The organism is Acidobacteriota bacterium, assembly GCA_040754075.1.
Classification (GTDB): Bacteria; Acidobacteriota; Blastocatellia; order UBA7656; family UBA7656; genus JBFMDH01.
Genome location: JBFMDH010000019.1, coordinates 25,481 through 45,295 on the forward strand (window position 1 = coordinate 25,481; position 19,815 = coordinate 45,295).

At 43.7% G+C, this 19,815-nt stretch carries 17 protein-coding genes; 7 read left to right on the top strand and 10 right to left on the bottom strand.

Translation table 11 applies throughout. The features are described from left to right. Positions 1-4: 4 nt before the first annotated feature. From AB1757_19235 to AB1757_19270, 8 genes are all read right to left on the bottom strand, one after another. Entirely contained in the window at positions 5-1,546 is a 1,542-nt protein-coding gene (locus tag AB1757_19235; GenBank protein MEW6129182.1) for a 4Fe-4S dicluster domain-containing protein, read from the bottom strand. A gap of 122 nt (positions 1,547-1,668) precedes the next feature. Further along, positions 1,669-2,304 carry a hypothetical protein gene (locus AB1757_19240; GenBank protein ID MEW6129183.1) on the bottom strand — a complete coding sequence of 212 codons (636 nt, stop codon included), beginning with the start codon at positions 2,302-2,304 and terminating at the stop codon, positions 1,669-1,671. Between the two features lie 69 nt (positions 2,305-2,373). Next, positions 2,374-2,958 (bottom strand): cysteine dioxygenase family protein, encoded by a 585-nt coding sequence (locus AB1757_19245; GenBank protein MEW6129184.1) that lies wholly within the window; start codon positions 2,956-2,958, stop codon positions 2,374-2,376. A gap of 94 nt (positions 2,959-3,052) precedes the next feature. Further along, complete coding sequence (gene corA, locus AB1757_19250; GenBank protein ID MEW6129185.1) at positions 3,053-3,952, bottom strand: magnesium/cobalt transporter CorA; 900 nt, start codon at positions 3,950-3,952, stop codon at positions 3,053-3,055. A 113-nt stretch (positions 3,953-4,065) separates the two neighbouring features. Further along, entirely contained in the window at positions 4,066-4,386 is a 321-nt protein-coding gene (locus tag AB1757_19255) for a hypothetical protein (protein MEW6129186.1), read from the bottom strand. Positions 4,387-4,731: 345 nt separating this feature from the next. Next, the gene (locus AB1757_19260) at positions 4,732-5,208 is read right to left on the bottom strand and encodes a GspH/FimT family pseudopilin (protein ID MEW6129187.1); all 477 of its coding nucleotides are present in this window, start codon (positions 5,206-5,208) and stop codon (positions 4,732-4,734) included. 155 nt (positions 5,209-5,363) lie between these two features. Further along, positions 5,364-7,211: an ATP-binding protein gene (locus AB1757_19265; protein ID MEW6129188.1), complete on the bottom strand. Its 1,848-nt coding sequence runs from the start codon at positions 7,209-7,211 to the stop codon at positions 5,364-5,366. An 88-nt stretch (positions 7,212-7,299) separates the two neighbouring features. After that, positions 7,300-8,472 (bottom strand): acyl-CoA dehydrogenase family protein, encoded by a 1,173-nt coding sequence (locus AB1757_19270; protein MEW6129189.1) that lies wholly within the window; start codon positions 8,470-8,472, stop codon positions 7,300-7,302. A 249-nt stretch (positions 8,473-8,721) separates the two neighbouring features. On the opposite strand from AB1757_19270, the gene AB1757_19275 reads away from it, so the two are divergent. The 5 genes from AB1757_19275 to AB1757_19295 all read left to right on the top strand — a co-directional run bounded on the left by AB1757_19275 (position 8,722) and on the right by AB1757_19295 (position 17,043). Further along, on the top strand, positions 8,722-11,766 hold the full coding sequence (locus AB1757_19275) for an SMC family ATPase (protein ID MEW6129190.1): 3,045 nt from the start codon (positions 8,722-8,724) through the stop codon (positions 11,764-11,766). 213 nt (positions 11,767-11,979) lie between these two features. Continuing rightward, positions 11,980-13,554 (top strand): peptidoglycan-binding protein, encoded by a 1,575-nt coding sequence (locus AB1757_19280; GenBank protein ID MEW6129191.1) that lies wholly within the window; start codon positions 11,980-11,982, stop codon positions 13,552-13,554. A 76-nt stretch (positions 13,555-13,630) separates the two neighbouring features. Continuing rightward, a complete protein-coding gene (locus tag AB1757_19285) occupies positions 13,631-14,965 on the top strand; it encodes a DUF4147 domain-containing protein (GenBank protein MEW6129192.1) in 1,335 nt (444 codons plus the stop codon). A gap of 71 nt (positions 14,966-15,036) precedes the next feature. Next, a complete protein-coding gene (locus AB1757_19290) occupies positions 15,037-15,516 on the top strand; it encodes a hypothetical protein (GenBank protein MEW6129193.1) in 480 nt (159 codons plus the stop codon). Positions 15,517-15,636: 120 nt separating this feature from the next. After that, the gene (locus AB1757_19295) at positions 15,637-17,043 is read left to right on the top strand and encodes a sigma-54 dependent transcriptional regulator (protein MEW6129194.1); all 1,407 of its coding nucleotides are present in this window, start codon (positions 15,637-15,639) and stop codon (positions 17,041-17,043) included. A 33-nt stretch (positions 17,044-17,076) separates the two neighbouring features. Here the strand turns inward: AB1757_19295 and AB1757_19300 are convergent, their stop codons facing one another. Both AB1757_19300 and AB1757_19305 read right to left on the bottom strand, forming a co-directional pair. Then, on the bottom strand, positions 17,077-17,508 hold the full coding sequence (locus tag AB1757_19300; protein ID MEW6129195.1) for a single-stranded DNA-binding protein: 432 nt from the start codon (positions 17,506-17,508) through the stop codon (positions 17,077-17,079). A gap of 23 nt (positions 17,509-17,531) precedes the next feature. Continuing rightward, complete coding sequence (locus AB1757_19305; protein ID MEW6129196.1) at positions 17,532-18,011, bottom strand: bifunctional nuclease family protein; 480 nt, start codon at positions 18,009-18,011, stop codon at positions 17,532-17,534. Between the two features lie 192 nt (positions 18,012-18,203). Here AB1757_19305 and AB1757_19310 point away from each other — a divergent pair, with 192 nt between their 5' ends. Together AB1757_19310 and AB1757_19315 are read left to right on the top strand one after the other, a co-directional pair. After that, complete coding sequence (locus AB1757_19310) at positions 18,204-18,995, top strand: ParA family protein (GenBank protein MEW6129197.1); 792 nt, start codon at positions 18,204-18,206, stop codon at positions 18,993-18,995. Positions 18,996-19,086: 91 nt separating this feature from the next. Beyond that, a complete protein-coding gene (locus AB1757_19315; GenBank protein MEW6129198.1) occupies positions 19,087-19,809 on the top strand; it encodes a ParB/RepB/Spo0J family partition protein in 723 nt (240 codons plus the stop codon). The last annotated feature ends 6 nt before the right edge of the window (positions 19,810-19,815 follow it).

Below are 19,815 nucleotides of genomic sequence, written 5' to 3' on the forward strand. Positions count from 1 at the left end.
AAATTTAACTCAACGGCACCGCCTGCCCGGCTTCTACCCAGATGTGCTCCCAGAGGTAAACCCCTGCAAGCGCCAGCAGGGCGGTTAATAATCCGGTAATATCAAAATGTGCTGCTCCGGTTGCAAGTAATAGAATCGGGAGCACGGTTCCTATGCCCGCTGCGCCGATCCAGAAAAGTTTGCTGAACATCCCATCTTTGATAAATCGTTGGGCGCGAGATTTTTCCGGGTTTTCTTCGGGCAGAAAAACTTCTCCGGCAATTAACGCGCCGTGCGCGACCAAGGCTCCGAGTAGTTCATAGACTAAATATTCGTCGGTTGGTTCGGGATACAATTTCATCCCTAACCAATAACCGAGGACGGAAACTATCAGTAAACTCGCGGAACCGGCGACCATCGCCTGTGCCAGCAAATGAACCGGCGTGAAAATGCTATTCCAAAAAACTCTGCCGCGCGCCTGTTTAAATAAAAATGCCGAATAAATTGCCGTTAAAACTGCAAACAAACCACCCAACCAGATAATCGGCGTCATCAAGGTGAATAGCTCGAACCATTGCGCGATGAACCAAAGCGATAGCAGGGCTGCGTATACCATGAGGATATACCCACCAATGACCAACCAGGATTTCCATTGTGGTTTTAACAGGATATAAAAAAACCGCTCCGGTCGTTTTAAATCCCAGATGAGAAACCCCAGCGTTATCGTTAAAAACACCAGACTGATTAGCGAGGCAACCGTGCCCATCAACCAATCGCCGGGTTTGGTTAGACCGATTAGCATGGCTAAAGCGGCAACAAAGAATGCTCCGGCAGCGATGGATTTTGTCCAGAGGTATGCCGAAACTTTCCAACCCCAGGGGCGGTCATGCGAGACATCATAAGTGGTTCGGGCTTTCGCTTCAGCGGCAGACAGGGCTTGCTCATCGTTCATCAATTGATGCAACTGCGGTTCAGCCCAGAGGTATCCGCCGGTGTGCGTTTGTTCGGTTGGCACGATTGATGAGGGATTCACATTGATGTAATAGAGTTTGGGTTTGGTTTGCGCTTCGGGCTTTCTCACAGCGGTTTTATTTGACGATAGCATCTGTGAAATCAAGGATTGATTATCATCCAAATCGCCTGAAAGAATTGCTTGGGTCGGACAGACTACTTCACATGCCGGTTGCATTCCGACCTCAACCCGGTGAGCACAGAAATTACATTTGGCGGCGGTGTTTGAGCGCGGGTCAATATAAAGCGCGTCATAGGGACAAGCCTGCATACAGGATTTGCAACCGATGCAGTTCTGGTTATTAAAATCGACGATGCCATTTTCTCGTTTAAATAGCGCAGTCGTCGGGCAGATGGTTACGCAGGGTGCATCCACACAATGGTTGCATCGCAGGACTGAGAAAAATCTTTTGGTATCCGGGTAGTCGCCTTTTTCAATATATTTGACCCAGGTGCGATAGGTGCCGATTGGAACATCGTGTTCGGATTTACAAGCAACTGTGCAGGCATGGCAACCGATACATTTGCGATGATCAATTAAAAAACCGATTTTCATAAATGGTGAACTTTCAAATCACAACAACCCGCCATCTGGAAACGACACTCAACCGATGAATATCATCAGACATTGAAACAGAGGTCGTTTAAAATTGAGCGGCAATTCTAATCTTGAAGCATTTATTTAGGCAAACCGATTGCATTTAATATTCGGTCAGCCAAATCCTCGCCGGCAATTTCCAATCGATACCCTCCCGGGTAAGTGGTTCGCGGTGTGGTGCGGGGAATGATGGTTCCCTGGCGTGTATAAATCCGACCGGAAGTTTTAGATTTGCCGGTTTCGGGCAGATAGAGGGTGAAACTAACGATGGAAGGAATTGACCGATCACTTTCGCCGATTTCATTTTCCAATTCAAACCACAACACATAGGTATCTTTGCTGGCTTTGGCGAAATCCGAGGCTTCCTTCCGATTCATCTCTTTTCCGGGTCTGGCGCTAACCAAAGCAGATTCCTGAAGTCGGTTCAGACACCCCGACAAGACAATATCCGAATAAGCATCGGGGTGCATAATATTTGATTTGTAATAAACCACCAGAATCTGAATGCCGGGTTCTGGTTTTTTCGTCGTCTGGGAGGCTTCAGGTTGATCATTATCCGGTTGAGTTTGTTGAGGCGGTGAGGCAGGTTGTTTTTTCGGATTTTGCCGATTGCGTCCCGATTGCCCAAATAAAGGAAGGGTTAGCAGAATGATGATGAAAATTAAAAAATAAACCTGTCGGTTTTTTAATTTAGTTATTGGTGGTTGTGGGAGCATGAATGGTTACCTCTACAAAGCCTTGTTGAAAAAGCGCGACCTCACAAATCACTTTACACAACCTGAAGGTTAGATACCTGCCCCACCGGTGAAATAGCCTTCGCGCCATTTTTTGACTCGCCCATTGATTTGACTGAAGGTATTTAAAACCGAAAGCGGGGGGGAATAACAGTGAAGCGTGACCAGGTCTTTCCCTTCGGGTTGTAAATTTAATAACTGATGAATGTCCTGTACGTCTGCACCGGTGATGCCGCCGGGCGACCACCGAAAGGTGTTAAACGGTTTAACCGTTCCATTCGGATTGCGCTCATACATGGTTTCGGTCAGCAACCCTTCGACAACCATCACCACGCCAATCGAGCCGCCGTGGTCGTGAATCGGGGTTCGTTGCCCTGAGCGCCAACAAAGCATTAGGAGTTCAGCGTATGGACTGCGGGCTACCAGGTTTCGTGCATACTTCTTATCGGTAAAGGTGCGAAAGGCTTCGTAATCTCGTTGACGTAAGAGCAGGGAAGCGAATTTTTCGATGATTTGCTGTGAAGTGGGAAGTTCCTGTAGATGATTTATAAATTCAGCCAGTTCCGCGATGGTCAATTCCTGATTTGCCGAAAGCGGCGATGCGGCAACCGCAGCGGTTGTATCTTTGACTTTCATAACTTATTCCTGACGATGAATGGCATTGATCCTTTAGGGTAAAAATAGCAACGCCTCTAGTCTATATTTGCGACCCTCAAAGTCAAGCGATTTGTTAAATCCATTTTTTAACCTTGAAGTAAATGAGCATCAGCAAGGCAAGCACAAATAGTCCCGCAGTGATCATCCATATTCCGATGGGATTTTTAGTTAAAGGGATATAGTCAAAATTCATTCCGAAAAACCCGGTAATCAAAGTTAAAGGTAACATGATGGTAGCGAGTATGGTTAAACCTTTAACAATATCATTGGTGCGATTCGCCATTTGCGTCAGGTAAATATCCAGACCCCCAGCCACCAAATCTCTGTAGGTTTCAACCAAATCCATAGCGCGAACGGTGTGGTCATAAACATCTCTGAAGTAAGCGGTCATATCATCTTTGATGAATTCGGATTCATCACGAACAATGGCATTGAGTAATTCGCGTTGCGATGAGACCGCTCGACGAAATTGTAGTAACCCGCGTTTGAGACTGAACATGGTTTCCAAAATTTCCGGTCGCGGATTGATGAGCAAATCATCTTCAACTTCATCTATGGTGTCACCGATATTATCAAGAGTCGGAAGGTAACGATCAACGACGATGTCGAGAATGGCGTGAAGCAATTTGTCCGGGCTAAGCGATTGATGAGATTTTCCGTTTAACCGTTTCTCGACTTCTTCTATTGCCAAACTTTTACCATAGTGCACGGTGATGAGGTAATCCTTGCCGATATAGACATCGATTTCTTTGGTCTTCACCTCGCAGGGGGATTGAGAAAAATGGGTGGTGTTGATGATGATAAACGAATAGTCATCATAATAATCAATTTTTGCGAGTTGCAACCCCTGGCGGCAATCTTCAACGGTTAATTCATGGAACCCATATTTTTCGGCGAGATGGTCAAGGGCTTGATGCATCGGGTCATCAAGGTCTAACCAGAGAAAATCCGCAGTCTCAATGACTTTTTTCAATCCCTTTTTTTTCGGTGAGTTATTTACGGAAGGTATTTGCGCCATTATTTGATGGGAGATTTTACCGGCAGGCGCAATCAAAACCGGTTGCGCCTGCCAATGGTCAATGAGCCTTATCGTCTTCGTTTTGTTGACCGGTTTACTTTTCTTCGCTGAGGCGTTGTCGTCGGTTGTGTGGTTGATGTGGCTAACATCGGTTCAAGTGGGGAGTTGGTTGACGGCGCATGCTTTTCAACTTTATCCAAGTTGATGCCATAATCAATCGCAATCAAATAAAGCAAGACGCAGATCGCCACAGTGAGCAGCATATAACCGATATTAAGGGCACGCCCGCCCAAATACACAAAACCGACAATCACCGCACCGGCGACGATTAGAAAAAATACACGTTTAAAGGTCACCTGACCGGATTTAATCAATTTATCTTCAGCCATAATTATTCTCCGAAATGTTTATAAAAGAGTTTTGAGGTCGAATCGTTAAAAAGTTTTATTGATTCTTTCAGAGTCCTAAAGCAATAGGAAAAACCTGAAACTCTGAACTTGCTATGCTAGCACAAACGCTGATGAACTCGAAAGTAATTGGCGAAAATATGTCAATTGATTTTTTAAGAAAGCTTTCTTATTCAAGGCAGGCAATGGTCTCAAACGAAAAAAGGCGAGACGTTGAGGAATTATCTTTAAACCGGGGAGTAAGAGTTTTAAGCATAAAACTCCTACCTAGATAATTCCACCGCGCCTCGCCAGTGTGGCAACGATGCCACTTAGTCTAGCGACAGACTATTCGATTTCGATAATTCCGGCAGCTGACACATTGACTCGTTTGGAATCACGGCTGTTACGGACAACGATGCTGGGTTCTTTGGAATTTTTATTCAATTTCCCGTTTCGGGAAAATATGACCAGCCCATCCTGAGAGATGGATATGCCATCAGGCATTTCTTCGGTTTCCACGCTTTCCAGCCGCCCGTTATTGTTTCTATCGATTCCAAAGAGATTGTCTTTTGAATCAAAGATGACTGAAACTTCCTGATTTTGATTTATTGCCATCTGCTTAGCATTCTCTAATTTCTCGGCAACGCTGTTAGCACCCGAACTCAACTTGTACATCGCTAATCCGAGATTAACCAGGTGAAGGGCAATAAACCCGATAATAGCGGCGATCAAAACGCCTACTATTATTTCCATCAATCCCATGCCGAATTCTCCGACACGGATGATCTGGGGTCGTTGTTTAATAAGTTGCTTATCGCTCATAACACCTCATACAAGAGTCCATCCGCAGTAGGAGCAATTCGCTTGCCAATAGAGGTAATGGGGAAGATTCATTTATAAATGATTCAAATTCAATGTGTTTTAGGCGATTTAGAAATTACCGCTTGTCTTCTGGTGTTACTTTTATCGTCAGTTTATTACCGATTTTCCATAACCATCGGGGACTTATAAAGCGGCAAACGACAATGAAAGGTAGTTCCCTGATGATCGCTTTTGTCAATCGTTACGTCGCCTCCGTGGCCGACCAGTATCTTTTGAACAATGGCTAACCCGATACCATAGCCACGGGTTTTCGTGGTAAAGAAGGGAATAAAAATATGCGGTAAATCTTCGGGAGAGATTCCACTGCCTGAATCCTTGATTTTGATATGGGCGTAAGGTTTTTCGTCGGTGCGGTCGATAATCCCTTCAATGATGATTTCTCGAATCGTCGCTTCCTGATCGATGGCTTCAACACCATTGCGAATCAGATTGATGAAGGCTCGCTTTAACAACAATTCATCGCCCGATATACAGGTGAAGCTTCCAATCATTTTCACCTTGACCCGGTGTTGCTGCAAAAATTGTGAAATTTCGCCTAAACAATCCTGAATGAGTTCACCGAGATCGAGTTGCGTCAGACTCAGTTTCTGAGGTCTTGCGAAATTCAGAAAATCAGTAACCAGTCGTGAAAGTAAGGAAATTTCTTTGATTAATGCCGCCGTGGTTTTCTGTTTCAGTTGCATGGAATTTGCCACATTTTGCGATTCAAATAACTGCGCGTATCCTTGAATGGTCGCCAGAGAGTTTTTAAATTCATGGGCAATCCCGGCTGCCATCTCGCCCAAGTTTGCCAAGGTTTCCTGTACCTTTATCCGCTCTCTCAATTCGGTTACTTCGGTGATATCCGTCATCATGCATAGCGCGCCTTCGATGTGTTGGTAAGTATCAATAATTGGCGTGATACTTAAACCAATTTGTCTTTTCTGATTAAGCACATTGGTGATTTGAACCTCTTCGCGTTTGTAGGCTTGCCCGGTCGATAAGCAGCTTTGAATCATCTCCACCATTCGAGGTGCGGCTTTGAAGAATTCCCGGTAATCAAGCGAAAAGGCGTTTGGTTGTAAATCCAGAGAATCGGTTAGCCCGGTGGATTTTCCATGAAAATAAATTAATTTCTTAGCCTGGAGATTTACCGAAGTCAGATTGCCCTTGGAATCAACTGCAACCAGGGCACTCGGAATATTGGCAATCAATCGTTCACTGAATCGTTCAGAGCGTTCGGCACGAATACGTTCGAGGGAATGTAATCTTTCTAGTTCAATCTCTTTAGCCTGCAATTGTTTTATCAACGCTTGAAAGGTATTCACCACAAACTCGCCTTCGTTGGTTTCAGTCGATGCCCTGATTGGACTTCTTTGTGCCGCCTTTACCATCCGGTTATAAGGGCGTAACAGCCAACGAATGAGCAGATAAATTAGCGCGATCCCAAATATCAAAGCGATAATTTGATAGCTGAAAAGGGACACCGCATAATAGGACGAACTGCCATCTATGGGGGTTGATATAAATAGGATTTTATCTGAGCCGATTTCGGATGCCGCCAGTAGATTACCACTCTCCGTTTTAAATTTTATGGTTGAAGCCAGACTGTTGCCTTGCTCTATAAAATCTTTTGTAAAGGTGAGTCCATGTCTTGGAAGTTTTTCGATGGTCAGACTCGACGCTAACAAATTCCCTTGCTTATCATAAAGTGCCGCCTGCGAATGACCGCCATTACCGGATAAGAGGTCTTTTAAGGTTGAGTCATTAATGTCAAATTTAGGATTGGTTAAAACCAGCGAAACCAGATTAACTTCGATGCGAAACTGATTGAGGTGTTGAACGTTTAATTCCTGTCGTGCCTGAGAATACAGGCTGAAGCTCAAGGCAATTATTAACAGTAAAGCTAAAACAAAAAGAGAAATTGCAATTCGCGCTTTGTTTTCGACTCTTCCTAAATTCATAAATAGACATTCACAATCGAACCCATCCTAAATCATTTGAGTCAGTGTGAGAAGCGTTCTTTCGGCAATGGAAGATAATCACAATTTTCTACAGCGGTTGATTTTTCAAATAGGATTTAATGAGATTTTGGGCGATGATAATTTTTTGAACCTCTGAAGTTCCCGCGCCAATGGTTCCGAGTCTGGCGTCTCTATAAAAACGTTCAACCGGATAATCCTGCATGTATCCATAACCTCCAAAAATTTGGACAGCGTCATAGGCAACTTTAATCGAGGCTTCGGTAGTCATCAGTTTGGCGATTGCCGCTTCTGCCATTGCAGACTTTCCCTGTTGTTTTAACCAGGCAACCCTGTAGATCAATAATCGGGTCGATTCTATCGCGACCTTCATGTTTACCAGTTTATGTTGGATTGCCTGAAATTCGGCAATTGGCGTGTTAAATTGTTTTCGAGCTTTGGCATAGTTCGTACAAACTTCCAGAATAAATTCCATGCCGCCGATGATTGGCGCAATCATACAACTTCTTTCCCATTCCAGGGTTTCTTTGCCGACTGCCAGAAACCCTGCATCCTGAACCCCTAAGATATTTTCTTCAGGAACTTCACAATCAACGAAAATCACTTCGGAAGTGGTTGAGGTGCGATTTCCCATTTTATTTAATTCTTTGCCGGTCGCCAGACCTTTAAAGCCTTTTTCAATGATGAAGGCAGAAATGCCTTTATTGCCGGTTGCAGGATTGGTAGAGGCAAACACGATGAAGACATCGGCGACCGGAGCATTGGTAATAAACATCTTTGAGCCGTTTAAAATCCAGCGGTCGCCTTGTTTAATCGCCGTGGTTTTCATCGCTGCGGCATCGGAACCGCTTCCGGGTTCAGTTAAACCAAAAGCACCAATCCACTCGCCTGAACTGAGTTTTGGTAAATACTTCTCCTTTTGCCTGGCAGTTCCCAATAACCAAATGGGAACGCCAACTAAAAAAGTATGCGCCCCCCAGGCGAGAGTAGTTCCTGAATCAACGCCTGCGCGGCTTACCGCTTCCATCGCCAGACAGGTTGCCAGAGGAGTGGCATCCGACCCGCCAAACTGCTCAGGAAAGGGAAGACCGAGCAAGCCCATCGCCGCCAGTTCCTGCCAATTTTCACGGCTGAAATTTCCCGCTGCATCAAGCGCCTGAGCGCGAGGCGCGAGTCTATCCTTGGAAAATTGCAAGACCGCTTCTTTGAAATCGAGATATTCCTGTGGGATGCTAAAGTTCAAGGTTAAATCTCATTCCTTTCCCGACAATAAGAAAATCCTTTAAGTGTCGTAACGCCGACAATCAATCCATTACTTTAACTCTGATCTTGAGTAATCGCCCTGATGTTGGTTGATGATGGTATCGATTTTTCTCAGCGCCCGCAAATAAAAACTGTCTGAAAACCAAGCTTAATGGAAAATGTCATGTCACTCGGATTGAGATAGGTGATAAAATCACTCATCTCGTGATTCAAGTATTAAAGGATAGCGATGCGCATAACCAAAGTTGAAATCGAGAATATCAAAAATGCGGAACATGCCGTTTACACGTTTGAACCGGGGATAACGGCGATTAGCGGTCCGAACGGGGCTGGAAAGACCACCATCATCGAAGCGATTGCCTATGCGATTTTCGATCACCTGCCATTTAGAAAAGAAGAGTTCATTAAACGCGGAGCCAAAAAGGGCAGCGTCCGGGTGAATTTTATCTCGTCGATTGATGGGCGCGAATACACCGTCTACAGAGATACCGGAAGCCTGTATTATGTCCTTGATCCGATTACCGGCGGGCGGTTGGTTGAACAAAAAGCTCAGGTTTCCAGATGGATTCAGGAACACCTGGGAGTTGAGACAACCGCCGATTTGAAAACCCTGTTTATTTCAACCATAGGGGTGCCGCAAGGGACGTTTACTAATGATTTCGCCGAACAACCCGCCAAACGAAAACAGAGTTTCGATAAAGTGTTAAGAGTTGAGGAATATCAGAAAGCCGCGGACGAAATGCGACTGTTGGTAAAGTCGCTTGAAACCCAGGAGGTTGAGTTTCGTGAAAAGGTGCTACTGATGGAGGCTGAAATTGCCGATTTAAATTCATTACAGGCAGAGCATCAACGCTTGAACAAACTCCTCCAAACCTTGAATGATGAAATTAGTGAAATAGAAGATAAAAAATCGGCGTTGCGAAGCGCCTTAGACCAACTCGAATCAATCAACAAAGCAATTGATGAGGTTAAAAACGAAATTCAACAGACGCAAATTCGCATTGAAGGATTGCAACACCATCAGTTGTCCGTATCGCAAGGCGTTGAATTATCGAGAACGGCGGCTGAGGTTGTGAAAGCGGCGCAAAAAGGCTATGAGGTTTATCAACAAGCGCAGATTGATTTGAAAGCATTAGAACCACAAATTGCCATACGGGACAACCTTCAACAGGAAATTCATGAGAACCAAAAGGAACGCATTCGCCTTGAGGTGTTCATCCAGGCGCAGAAAGCGAAACTCGAACAGGTTACTTTATTCAAAAGTGAGTTGGCGAATTTAAAAGATAAGCTTGTCGCTCAACATCAACTTGAAGAAAAAATCATTACACTGGAAAACCAACTGACAGAGATTAAGGTTTTCAATACTACCCTTGAAAAAGAGGAGAAATCACTTAAACACCTGAGAGTTGATTTTCAACGGCTGGTTAAATCTATCGAAGAAGGTGAAGGGTTTCGGGATTTGGCAGAGCAGTTACCTGAATTTGAAAAACAGAAACAGTTATTGGATGCAGAACTTAAGAGTGCTCAGATATTACATGAAAGGTATTTGTTGAACCTCCGCGAACTGGATAAATCAACTGCTAAAATAACTGATTTAAGGAAAGAGATAAAACGAACAGAGAATACCCTTGCGGATATTAAAAAGTTTGAAGTTCTGGCAAATCGCTTGCCCGAATTTGAGATGCGGGGAGCCGAATTGACGGAACAAATCACCATTTTGAAAACCAATATAACCAGAGAGGACAAAATGGTTGCCGAAATTAAAAATGGACTCTGTCCGTTGCTTTCGCAAAAGTGTCTGAATATGGAACCTGGGGTGGGTCTAGACAAATTTTTTAAAATCCAAATTCATCAAGATCGGGAAAGCTTAAGCAAACTTCAAAAACAAAATGAATCAATCCACCAAGAAATTCAGACTGCTCGTCAGGCGTTAAACGAATTAACCCGGTTATCTGCCCAACAAACTCATTATGAGCGTATCGGTCAGGAGCTTAATCAGGTAATCGAAAACCACCGGAAATTAAATGAAGAAATTGATGCCGGTCGTCACCTAGCTGAACAGATTAAAGATTTAAATGACCAACAGGAATCCCTCAATCAACAGTTGATGATTGCAAGACAGGCTTTCGCAAAATTTTCGAGTGTGGCGGTATTAAAGGAGCAACTCGAAAGAATTACTCTGGAAGGTCAAAAGCGAAAAGAATACGTTGAAAATTTGAAGGCCAAAATCGCCAGCGGCGATTCGGTTGTAGATGAATTGAACCAAAGCCGGGATGAGTTGAGCATTCTAGGTGATCCGAAAGGTCGCTCAAAAGTGCTACAGATTGAAATCGACCGGGAATCTGAGTATCGTTCGGCACTTGCCGAACATGAAAAATCAATAGCGAAAATCCAAAGGTTATTAGCGGATAAAGAATCACGGTTAGCGCAATATAAAAATCTTGATTTACAGGTAGCGAAGACTCGTGACTTGATCAGTGAGAATTTAGCCGATTTTCACGCCTATATTGAAAACCTTTCAACTGCACAGTTACTCGAATCTCGAATTGAAGAAGAGGATAAAGTAAAGCGTGAGCTGGAATCTCTGAGAAACCATAGTGCTTTAAAAAGCGTGATGATGAGCCAGTTAATGGCTCAATATGATGGTCAAAAACATGCTCGATTTAAACAACAACTGGAGCAATATTTGCAACTTCAGGCGACTAAAAGTAGTGAGCAGAAAAATTCGCAATTGAAATATGATGAAGTGGAGAAGGAGATCAAACGGTTACTAATCATAAAAGGTCAACTGGACGAGATAAAACAATCTCAAACGAAAATTGAATGGTTAAAAAATCTGGTTGAGTTAATCAGGGAGGTCTTAAAAAAATCTGGCCCGTTTATCACCGAGGCTCACTTAAAAACGATCTCCATCGAAGCCAATCAATTATTCAGGGAGATAACCGGAAATCCGATGGTTTCGCTACGTTGGGATACGGGGTATGAAGTGGTTTATGAAGAAGCGGGGTTTGAACGCTCCTTTGGCAGTTTGTCAGGCGGGGAACAGATGGCGGCAGCGCTCTCGGTAAGGCTGGCGCTTTTGAAAGAATTGTCAGACATTCGTTTCGCGTTTTTTGATGAACCCACGACCAACATGGATGAGGAGCGCCGTCGTAATCTCGCAGAACAGATTGGACGAATCAAGGATTTGAATCAACTTCTGGTCATCAGTCACGACGATACCTTTGAAGGGTTTACCGATAATGTTCTGGAACTGAGAAGGGAAGACCGATGACTTCCATCTGATAACGAAAATTATTCACGGAAGGTTTGTGAGGCAGGACAATTTCAGGAAAAATGCAGGTAAATTTTAGCGTGGGCAACAATTACCATTTGGTATTCGTCACATAACTCCATCCATTTTGCAGTCTATTAATTTTGGAGGTATTAAATGCCAACCGACACCTTACATTTCCGCAGCGGGAAATTTTTTATTCTGACGTTTATTTTGGTTTTCAGTTTTCAAGCCAGCTTTTTCGCGCAAAACCGCAAGGCTAAATCTTCGGTGCCCGGACAAGTGAACCAATCCGGCGTCATTGCTGAAGATACCGTTTTAAGTATGCGGATGGATACTCCATTGAATTCAAAAACCTCCAGGGTCGGCGATAAATTTACTGCGACGGTCACAGTTCCAGTTTATGTTGATGGAAAAGAAGCGATTCCCGCGGGCACAATCGTTGAAGGGATAGTTACCCAGGTCACCCCCGCCAGGCGTATGAATAAGGGAGGATCGATTGCCGTTGAATTTGAGGAGATTATTCTTCCGAATGGGCTAAGCACGAAGATTGACGGGATATTGACTTCTGATGACCCGGAAGTACAAAAAAAGATTGATGATGAAAATCGAGTGTCAGGTGGAAAATCCAAAGATACATTGGTTTTTGTTGGTCAAACCGGTGCGATTGGTGCAGTCTTAGGAGCGATTGGCGGCGGCGGAAAAGGTGCCGCTGCCGGTGGAGCCATTGGAGCGGGGATCGGTCTTGCAAGTGTGCTGTTTAGTAAAGGCGAGGAAGCCTATGTGAATTCAGGAACCCCCTTCGGCATCCGACTTAAACAAGCTTTGCCGGTTCCGGATGACACTGCATTTGCCAATAATAGTAATACTGCCAACCCGCCAATAGATAATTCCAACGCGCAATCGAACTTTCCGACTAGTGCTGATTCAACAAAAACGACAGATAGAAATTTGCCGGATGAGCCTGCAAAAATCGAAAATCCAACCCCTGAGAATTCCACCCCGAAGGTCTCAGACTCCGCTAAACCTACATCGATTGAAGACCATGACCTGCCTGATGCCGCAACTGAAACGATGCCTTTGGATTCACCGGTAATGATTCAAAGAGCGCAACAGGCTTTAAAGGAAAAAGGTTATTATGAAGGTGAAATGAATGGAGAATTGACGCCAAGAACCGAGCGCGCACTGAGGGTTTTCCAGAAAGAAAATCAGCTTGATGAAACGGGAAGTTTAGACGAGCAGACTGCCCGAAAATTAGGCATCATCAATGGGCAGAGAAGGCAACCGGGGCAATCAGGTCCGGTGATGAATTCAACTACGGGTGTGGGTGACCCTAGAACTTCGACACCGCAGAACCGTTCATCGGCTAGAGAAAATGTATCTTTAGAACCTTCAATCAAATCTTCGGCAACTACGATTCAGAATATTTCAATGACTTTATTGAGTGATTACCAACGGATGATTGGCGCGCGCGTAACCGATAATGGGGTGGAATATGAAAATGGCAGCCATCCATCGGATGCCGATGTGGATTTGCTGTTCAGTTTGGAGGCATTTTCAAATGCCGCAAAATTATTTAACCGAATAGCCCCTTCTCTTCGCTCGAACGAATCTTTGCGCAATGCGACGCTCAATTTGGCAAAAGAAGGTCGAAGAACGGATAAAGTTTTAACCACGAGCAGCAGTCGCTGGGTAAACCAACTGAATCCGCAATGGGATGCTTTGCGGCAGGAGGTATTAAAATTGATGCAAACCTATAACATTCAACTTTCAGAAATCGAAAATTAAAAATAGATTCGAGTTATTTTTGAGCTACAGGATTTTCAATTCCTGTAGCTTTTTTTTTGTTTAAGGTTCAAATAAAATGGGTGCAAAATTTTCCGCATTGGTCGAAAGAATGAAACTATCTGAAGAAGGAAAATTGATTTTCCTCGAAACCCTGAACGCCATAAATCTGCGAACCTTATTGAATAATCGAATTTTAATCAAAGATGACGAATTAAAATTCGATTCAAAAACGATCGACTTAAAATTATTTGAAAGGTTCCTGATTATCGGATTTGGAAAAGCCGGGGTGGAGATGGGAAGTGCCATTGAAGCGATATTTAAATCTCGGTCAACAACGGGCGTAATCGTTACGAATCGAGTGGTTTCTAAATCATTAGCCTGCGAAATCATAATTTCCAGTCACCCGCTGCCTGATCAAAACAGTCTGTTAGCCGCAAAAAAAATAATTGACTTAATTAATCGAGCATCAGAAAAAACCTTAATTATTTTTCTGATTTCGGGCGGGGGGTCATCCTTGGTGGAATTACCTGTCGAAGGCATATCGCTTGATGACCTCAGGGATTTAAACCGGCTATTAGTAAATTCAGGTGCGACGATTGCTGAAATCAATCAGGTGCGAAAATACTTGTCGCAAATAAAGGGCGGAAAACTGGCAGGGGTTTTAAAAAAACGTAAAGCGTTGGCAATTTATCTGTCGGATGTCAATCATGGCGATGTCGCTTCAATTGCCTCCGGTCCCTTAATTCCAGACTCGATTTCACAGGGCGATGTCCTTTCAATATTAAAAAAATATAAACTTGAAAAAAAAATCCCTAAACCCGTCCTGACTGTTTTAAAGCATCAACCTTCGGCTGACTTATCGACTCAACGGAGCCACATTGAGCATTTTATTTTACTGGAAAATCGGGAGGTGATTGCAATTGCCGCGCAACGCGCGCGTGAGAGAGGGTTCCGAGTTGAGATTTATCCGGATTTGGTGAATGAAGATTATCGAAAAATTGCTGACCATCTGATTATTCAACTCATCAAGCTACAAAAAAAATATCCTAGCGAAAAGGTTGCTCTGATTGGTGGTGGGGAAGTAAATTGTCAAGTTAAGAGCAAGGGAATAGGTGGGCGGAATCAGGAATTCGTGTTATACTCCGCCTCCCGGTTTGCTGCAAAAAGACTACCAATTGACGCAGCCTTTCTGGCAATGGGGACGGATGGAATAGATGGAAACAGCATTGCAGATGGTGCGGTATTAGGAAGCTTGAAGCCGGGATTTTCCGAGCAGACATTTTTAATAAATAATGATTCACATTCTCTGATAAAAAAAATTGGCGGGCTGTTGGTAACTGGACCGAGTGGCAATAATGTTCGGGATTTATATATTTTCCTGGCATCTCCTGAAGGCTGGATTTCAGATTAAGCAGAACCTTTTATCAGGACAGTTTTTAATCAAATCAAGGCTGTATTAATTTCACAATCGAGGAGAATGTTATGCTCAAAAAACTTTCATTTCTTACCATCGTGCTCTTCCTTGTAGCCTGTGGGCAAAAACCGGTAGACCAAACCGCGAAACCCCAAACCGCAAAGGACCCGAAACTCGTGAAGTTTGAAGAAAACATTGCCAAGACTACCCCGGAAGGAAAGGACTTCATTGAAAAAGCCAAAGCGATGAAGCCAAAAGTGAATGACCAGATTTCATCCAAAACTCTTGGCGAATTGATCGAAGATTATTCAAAAAATAAAGGGGATTTTAATATCAAACCAATTGGTTGGGCATCCGAAGAGAAGAAAACCAATAAAAACTGGAAGCTGGTTTTCTATTATCAGGATTTTTCCAATCAATACCTCTCAGCAGAGTGGGAATATAATCCTCAGACCAAGGAACTCTATCCGTTTGAATTTACCAATGCACCGCAGTTTTGGACAGGCGTGGGAGCAGAGTCCAACACTAACGCGAAGCCGAAGAAGTAAGTCATCATCCGCGCGTTTAAATTTAAGAGAGCCTTTATAAGCCATAGATTTTTCTTGCTTATAAGGGCTTTTCTTTTTTATGGTGAATTTGAGATTAAAATAAACCTCGAGGAATAAAAAATGAGAGGAACAATATTAGTTATTGACGATGAATCGTCGGCACGATATGGCATTCGGCGAGCGTTGGAAAAGGAAGGGTACACCATTCTTGAAGCCGAGAATTTAACCGAAGCCGAAAAGGAAATGGCTGCAAATTCTCCGCAGGTGGTGCTTTTGGATGTTCGACTGGCAAAGGAATCGGGGTTGGATTTTTTACCCAATCTTACGTCATTACCCAATCCGCCATTGGTGATTGTTATGACGGCACATGGTTCGGAAAAACTCGCAGTCGAAGTCATTAAAAAAGGGGCATACAATTATCTGGCGAAACCTTTTGACATAGAAGAACTGCGAATCGTGGTTGGCAATGCTTTTGAAACCTATTCCTTGAGGCAGGAAAATTCGACTCTCCGCCAGGAATTGTCGCAATCAACTACTTTTGGAAACCTCATCGGCTCTTCAAAACCGATGCGAGGGGTGTACTCGTTAATAGAAAAAGTCGCCCAGACCAATGTGAGTGTTTTAATCACTGGAGAATCGGGGACCGGGAAGGAGATGGTTGCAAGAGAAATTCACCGGCGAAGTTTGGCGCGGACGGGGCAATTCGTGGCGATCAATTGTGCGGCAATGCCTGAACAATTAATCGAATCCGAACTTTTTGGTCATGAAAAAGGCGCTTTTACAGGGGCGAACTCCCGACGCCTTGGGAAATTTGAAGCGGCAGATAAAGGCACCCTTTTTTTAGACGAGATTGGTGATATGAGCCTGGTCACTCAGGCGAAAGTTTTAAGGATATTAGAAGATAAAACCTTTCAACGATTGGGGAGCAACGAGTCGATTACTACGGATGTTCGGATTATCAGCGCGACGAATAAGGACTTGGAGAAGGCGGTTGACCAGAATATATTCCGAGGCGATCTTTATTACCGGTTATGTGTAGTTAAAATTAATTTGCCACCACTTAGAGAGCGAAAAGAGGATATTCTGGAATTGATTCACCATTATGGGAAAACCTATGCCATCCTTTATAAAAAGGAGGTTAAAATGCCCTCGAACGAAACCCTTAAAGTTTTATTGGACTACTCGTGGCCCGGAAATATTCGGCAATTAAAAAATGTTATTGAAAGAGCTGTTGTGCTTGCCGATAGCCGAGAAATTACTTTAAATGAAATACCTGATGAAATCAGCTCTAAATCTGAGAAAATAAATCAAAATATGGAACCATCATACTTTAATGATTTGTTGTTAAAAGAGTTTTCAGAAGCTAAAAAAGAATTTGAACGAATGTATATTGAAAACTGCCTTACTCGAACCGGTGGGAATATAACGCAGGCTGCGGCATTGATTGGCATTCACCGCCAGAGCCTACAGCACAAAATCAAAGAACTCGGATTGACTAAACGCTTTATTATTGATCGAGAAGATTAAAACCGGGGTGTCGCCGACACCCCGGTTGCAAAATTAGAAGGGAATATCATCGTCAGATAAGTTTCCGGAGGATTCATTGGCAACCTGAGGTTTTGCCGCCGGACGTTCTTCTCTTGGGGCAAAATCGCCCTCCGACCTTGAACCTAAAAATTGGATATCGGTCGCCTGTACATCGAGCGAGGTGCGCGTATTGCCATCGCGGTCTTGATATTCATTGGCGGATAAACGCCCTTCGATGTAAACCTGCTTTCCTTTGCTGAGGTATTGATTCGCGAGTTCTGCCTGGCGACGCCAAACGCTCACCTTAAACCAGGTGGTGACATCTTGAAATTCGCCTGATTTATCCTTTTTTCGTTCAGTTGTGGCAACTGAAAAACTGCAAACCGGGGTGCCGTCAGAGGTATATCTGATTTCCGGGTCGCGCCCCAAATATCCTACGATGGTTATTTTATTAAACGATGCCATAAGGTCTCCTTTTCTGTAGAACTTTACATTTTATAATCCGAAGCATCATCAAAAACATCATTCAGCCATTCATCATCTGAATCTGTCGATGAAGCCTCTTCAATAATCGTCGATGCCGAACTATTAATCACCTCTTCATTGACATATATCGGGCAATCGACACGCAGGGCAATGGCGATTGCATCGCTTGGGCGTGCATCGAGAAACATCGCTTGCTTATTTTTCAAGATTTCGATAACCGCATAAAAGGTATTGTTTTTTAAGTCTGTGATAATAATTCGCCTGACGATTCCTCCAAATTCGGTAATTAGATTTTTAATCAGGTCGTGCGTCATCGGTCTTTGGACGGGGAGCTTTTCAATCTCCTGGGCAATCGCATTCGCTTCAAATGCGCCAACCCAGATGGGAAGCATTGCATCACCATTAACATCTTTTAGGATGATGATGGGGGTATTGGCTGAAGGGTCCATCATCAAACCGCGAATTTTCATTTCTATTTCCATGATTTTCACCTCTGTGCAGGTTTTTAAATTAAATCATAAGTGAACTTTAATGTCCAAATTAAGGAAAGGCATATGCGGATGAAAATTAAAATCACCTGAGGTTTTCAATTCAAATTGAATCATGAAAAAATTTTTTTGAAATGATTGATGGTTTTTAGCCTCGCTTGACATGGTTATTTAATTGCGATTAGGATGCAAAAGCTCTCAACAATTGGAGGATTTGCAGGAATGGTCATCTCGATTACGAATCAGAAGGGCGGGGTAGGCAAAACCACAACGGCAATTAATCTCTCCGCAGCCCTGGCACTTGCAGGGAAAAAGGTGCTTTTAATAGACATCGATCCCCAGGGCAACAGCTCCATTTCGTTTTTAAATCAACAGGTGATTAATCTCTCAGTTTATGATTTGTTAACCGAGACGAATATTCAACCCTTGGATGTGGTTTATAAGACCGCCAATCCCAATCTTGATGTGGTCCCCTCCAGAATCAATCTTGCCAAATTTGAAAGTAAGTTGATTGGTGAATTCGATGCCCCCTTCCGCTTGAAGGATAGGTTGGAAGGATTGGTTAAACTGTATGACATTGTGGTTATCGATACACCGCCAACGCTCGGCTTGATTACGGTTAATGCTTTGGTGGCATCAAACTTCGTAATTATCCCGATTCAACCTTCATATTTTGCTTTAGAAGGGACTGACGATTTGCTTGAAACCATTGAAAAAATCAAATCGAGACCTAATCCAAACCTTCATATATTGGGGGTACTGATTACTTTAATGGATAAACGCACAACCTTGGGTAGGGATATTAATGATCAGATTCGCACGGTGTTTGGTGAGAAAGTATTTGAAACGGTAATCAGCAAATCCATTCGATTGGAAGAAAGCCCAGCTTATAAAGAAACCATCTTCAGTTTTGCTCCGAATTCCAGCGGCGCAATCGAATACAATCATTTATGTGAGGAGGTATTGAAACGTGTCTAAAAGAGGTCTACCAGCCAATTTTAAGTTGAGACATGATACGCATTATGTGGAGGCTTTAACCGGCAGAAGCGCTGGCGCGCCGATTGGTCGAATGATCCCCATCGATAAACTGGCACCCAATCCCAATCAACCCCGGGTGGAAATCGGCGATCTCTCGGAATTGATTGCCTCAATTCGCGAAGTCGGGGTTCTTGAACCTCTCTTGGTGCGACCGAGCGAAGTCGGGCGGTTTATGATTATCAGTGGCGAACGGCGCTTTCGTGCCAGTCTGGAGGTTGGCCTAACCGAACTTCCATGTATAGAAATGGAAGTAGATGATCGGGTGGTTGCGGAAATCTCATTGATTGAAAACCTCCAACGGAAAGATTTGAATTGCTTTGAGGAGGCAGATGGATTGAAGGTGTTAGCCGATAAGTTTGGCTATACCCATGAAGAAATCGCTAAAAAAATTGGTAAATCGCGAACCTCAATCACTGAATCGCTCGCCCTTGCCGCCATCCCAACCGAGGTGCGCGAGTTATGTCGGCGCGCCGACATAATCTCTAAATCTACGCTTTTACAGGTAGTTAGGCAGCCGACGGTGAATGAGATGGTGGAGTTTGTCGGCAGGATTCAAACCGGCGGATTTACCCGCGATGATGCCCGCCGGGCTAGAAAAGAGAAGCTGGGCGTGGCGCAAAAGTCCAAGCCGTTCAACTATAAATTTACCGGGAAGGGAAAGGCATTCACCCTAAATCTCAATTTTAAGAAAAGCCGCGTGACGACGGGTGAGATTAAGGAATCGCTTCAGGAAGCCTTGGATAATTTGGAATGAGCAGAT

Bases quoted from the DNA above. Each gene is read 5' to 3' on its own strand.
- AB1757_19305 (MEW6129196.1), bottom strand. From the start codon at position 18,011: ATGGAAATAGAAATGAAAATTCGCGGTTTGATGATGGACCCTTCAGCC.
- AB1757_19260 (MEW6129187.1), bottom strand. From the start codon at position 5,208: ATGAGCGATAAGCAACTTATTAAACAACGACCCCAGATCATCCGTGTC.
- AB1757_19315 (MEW6129198.1), top strand. From the start codon at position 19,087: ATGATCCCCATCGATAAACTGGCACCCAATCCCAATCAACCCCGGGTG.
- AB1757_19245 (MEW6129184.1), bottom strand. From the start codon at position 2,958: ATGAAAGTCAAAGATACAACCGCTGCGGTTGCCGCATCGCCGCTTTCG.
- AB1757_19290 (MEW6129193.1), top strand. From the start codon at position 15,037: ATGCTCAAAAAACTTTCATTTCTTACCATCGTGCTCTTCCTTGTAGCC.
- AB1757_19295 (MEW6129194.1), top strand. From the start codon at position 15,637: ATGAGAGGAACAATATTAGTTATTGACGATGAATCGTCGGCACGATAT.
- AB1757_19275 (MEW6129190.1), top strand. From the start codon at position 8,722: ATGCGCATAACCAAAGTTGAAATCGAGAATATCAAAAATGCGGAACAT.
- AB1757_19285 (MEW6129192.1), top strand. From the start codon at position 13,631: ATGGGTGCAAAATTTTCCGCATTGGTCGAAAGAATGAAACTATCTGAA.
- AB1757_19235 (MEW6129182.1), bottom strand. From the start codon at position 1,546: ATGAAAATCGGTTTTTTAATTGATCATCGCAAATGTATCGGTTGCCAT.
- AB1757_19240 (MEW6129183.1), bottom strand. From the start codon at position 2,304: ATGCTCCCACAACCACCAATAACTAAATTAAAAAACCGACAGGTTTAT.
- AB1757_19310 (MEW6129197.1), top strand. From the start codon at position 18,204: ATGCAAAAGCTCTCAACAATTGGAGGATTTGCAGGAATGGTCATCTCG.
- AB1757_19255 (MEW6129186.1), bottom strand. From the start codon at position 4,386: ATGGCTGAAGATAAATTGATTAAATCCGGTCAGGTGACCTTTAAACGT.
- AB1757_19300 (MEW6129195.1), bottom strand. From the start codon at position 17,508: ATGGCATCGTTTAATAAAATAACCATCGTAGGATATTTGGGGCGCGAC.
- AB1757_19265 (MEW6129188.1), bottom strand. From the start codon at position 7,211: ATGAATTTAGGAAGAGTCGAAAACAAAGCGCGAATTGCAATTTCTCTT.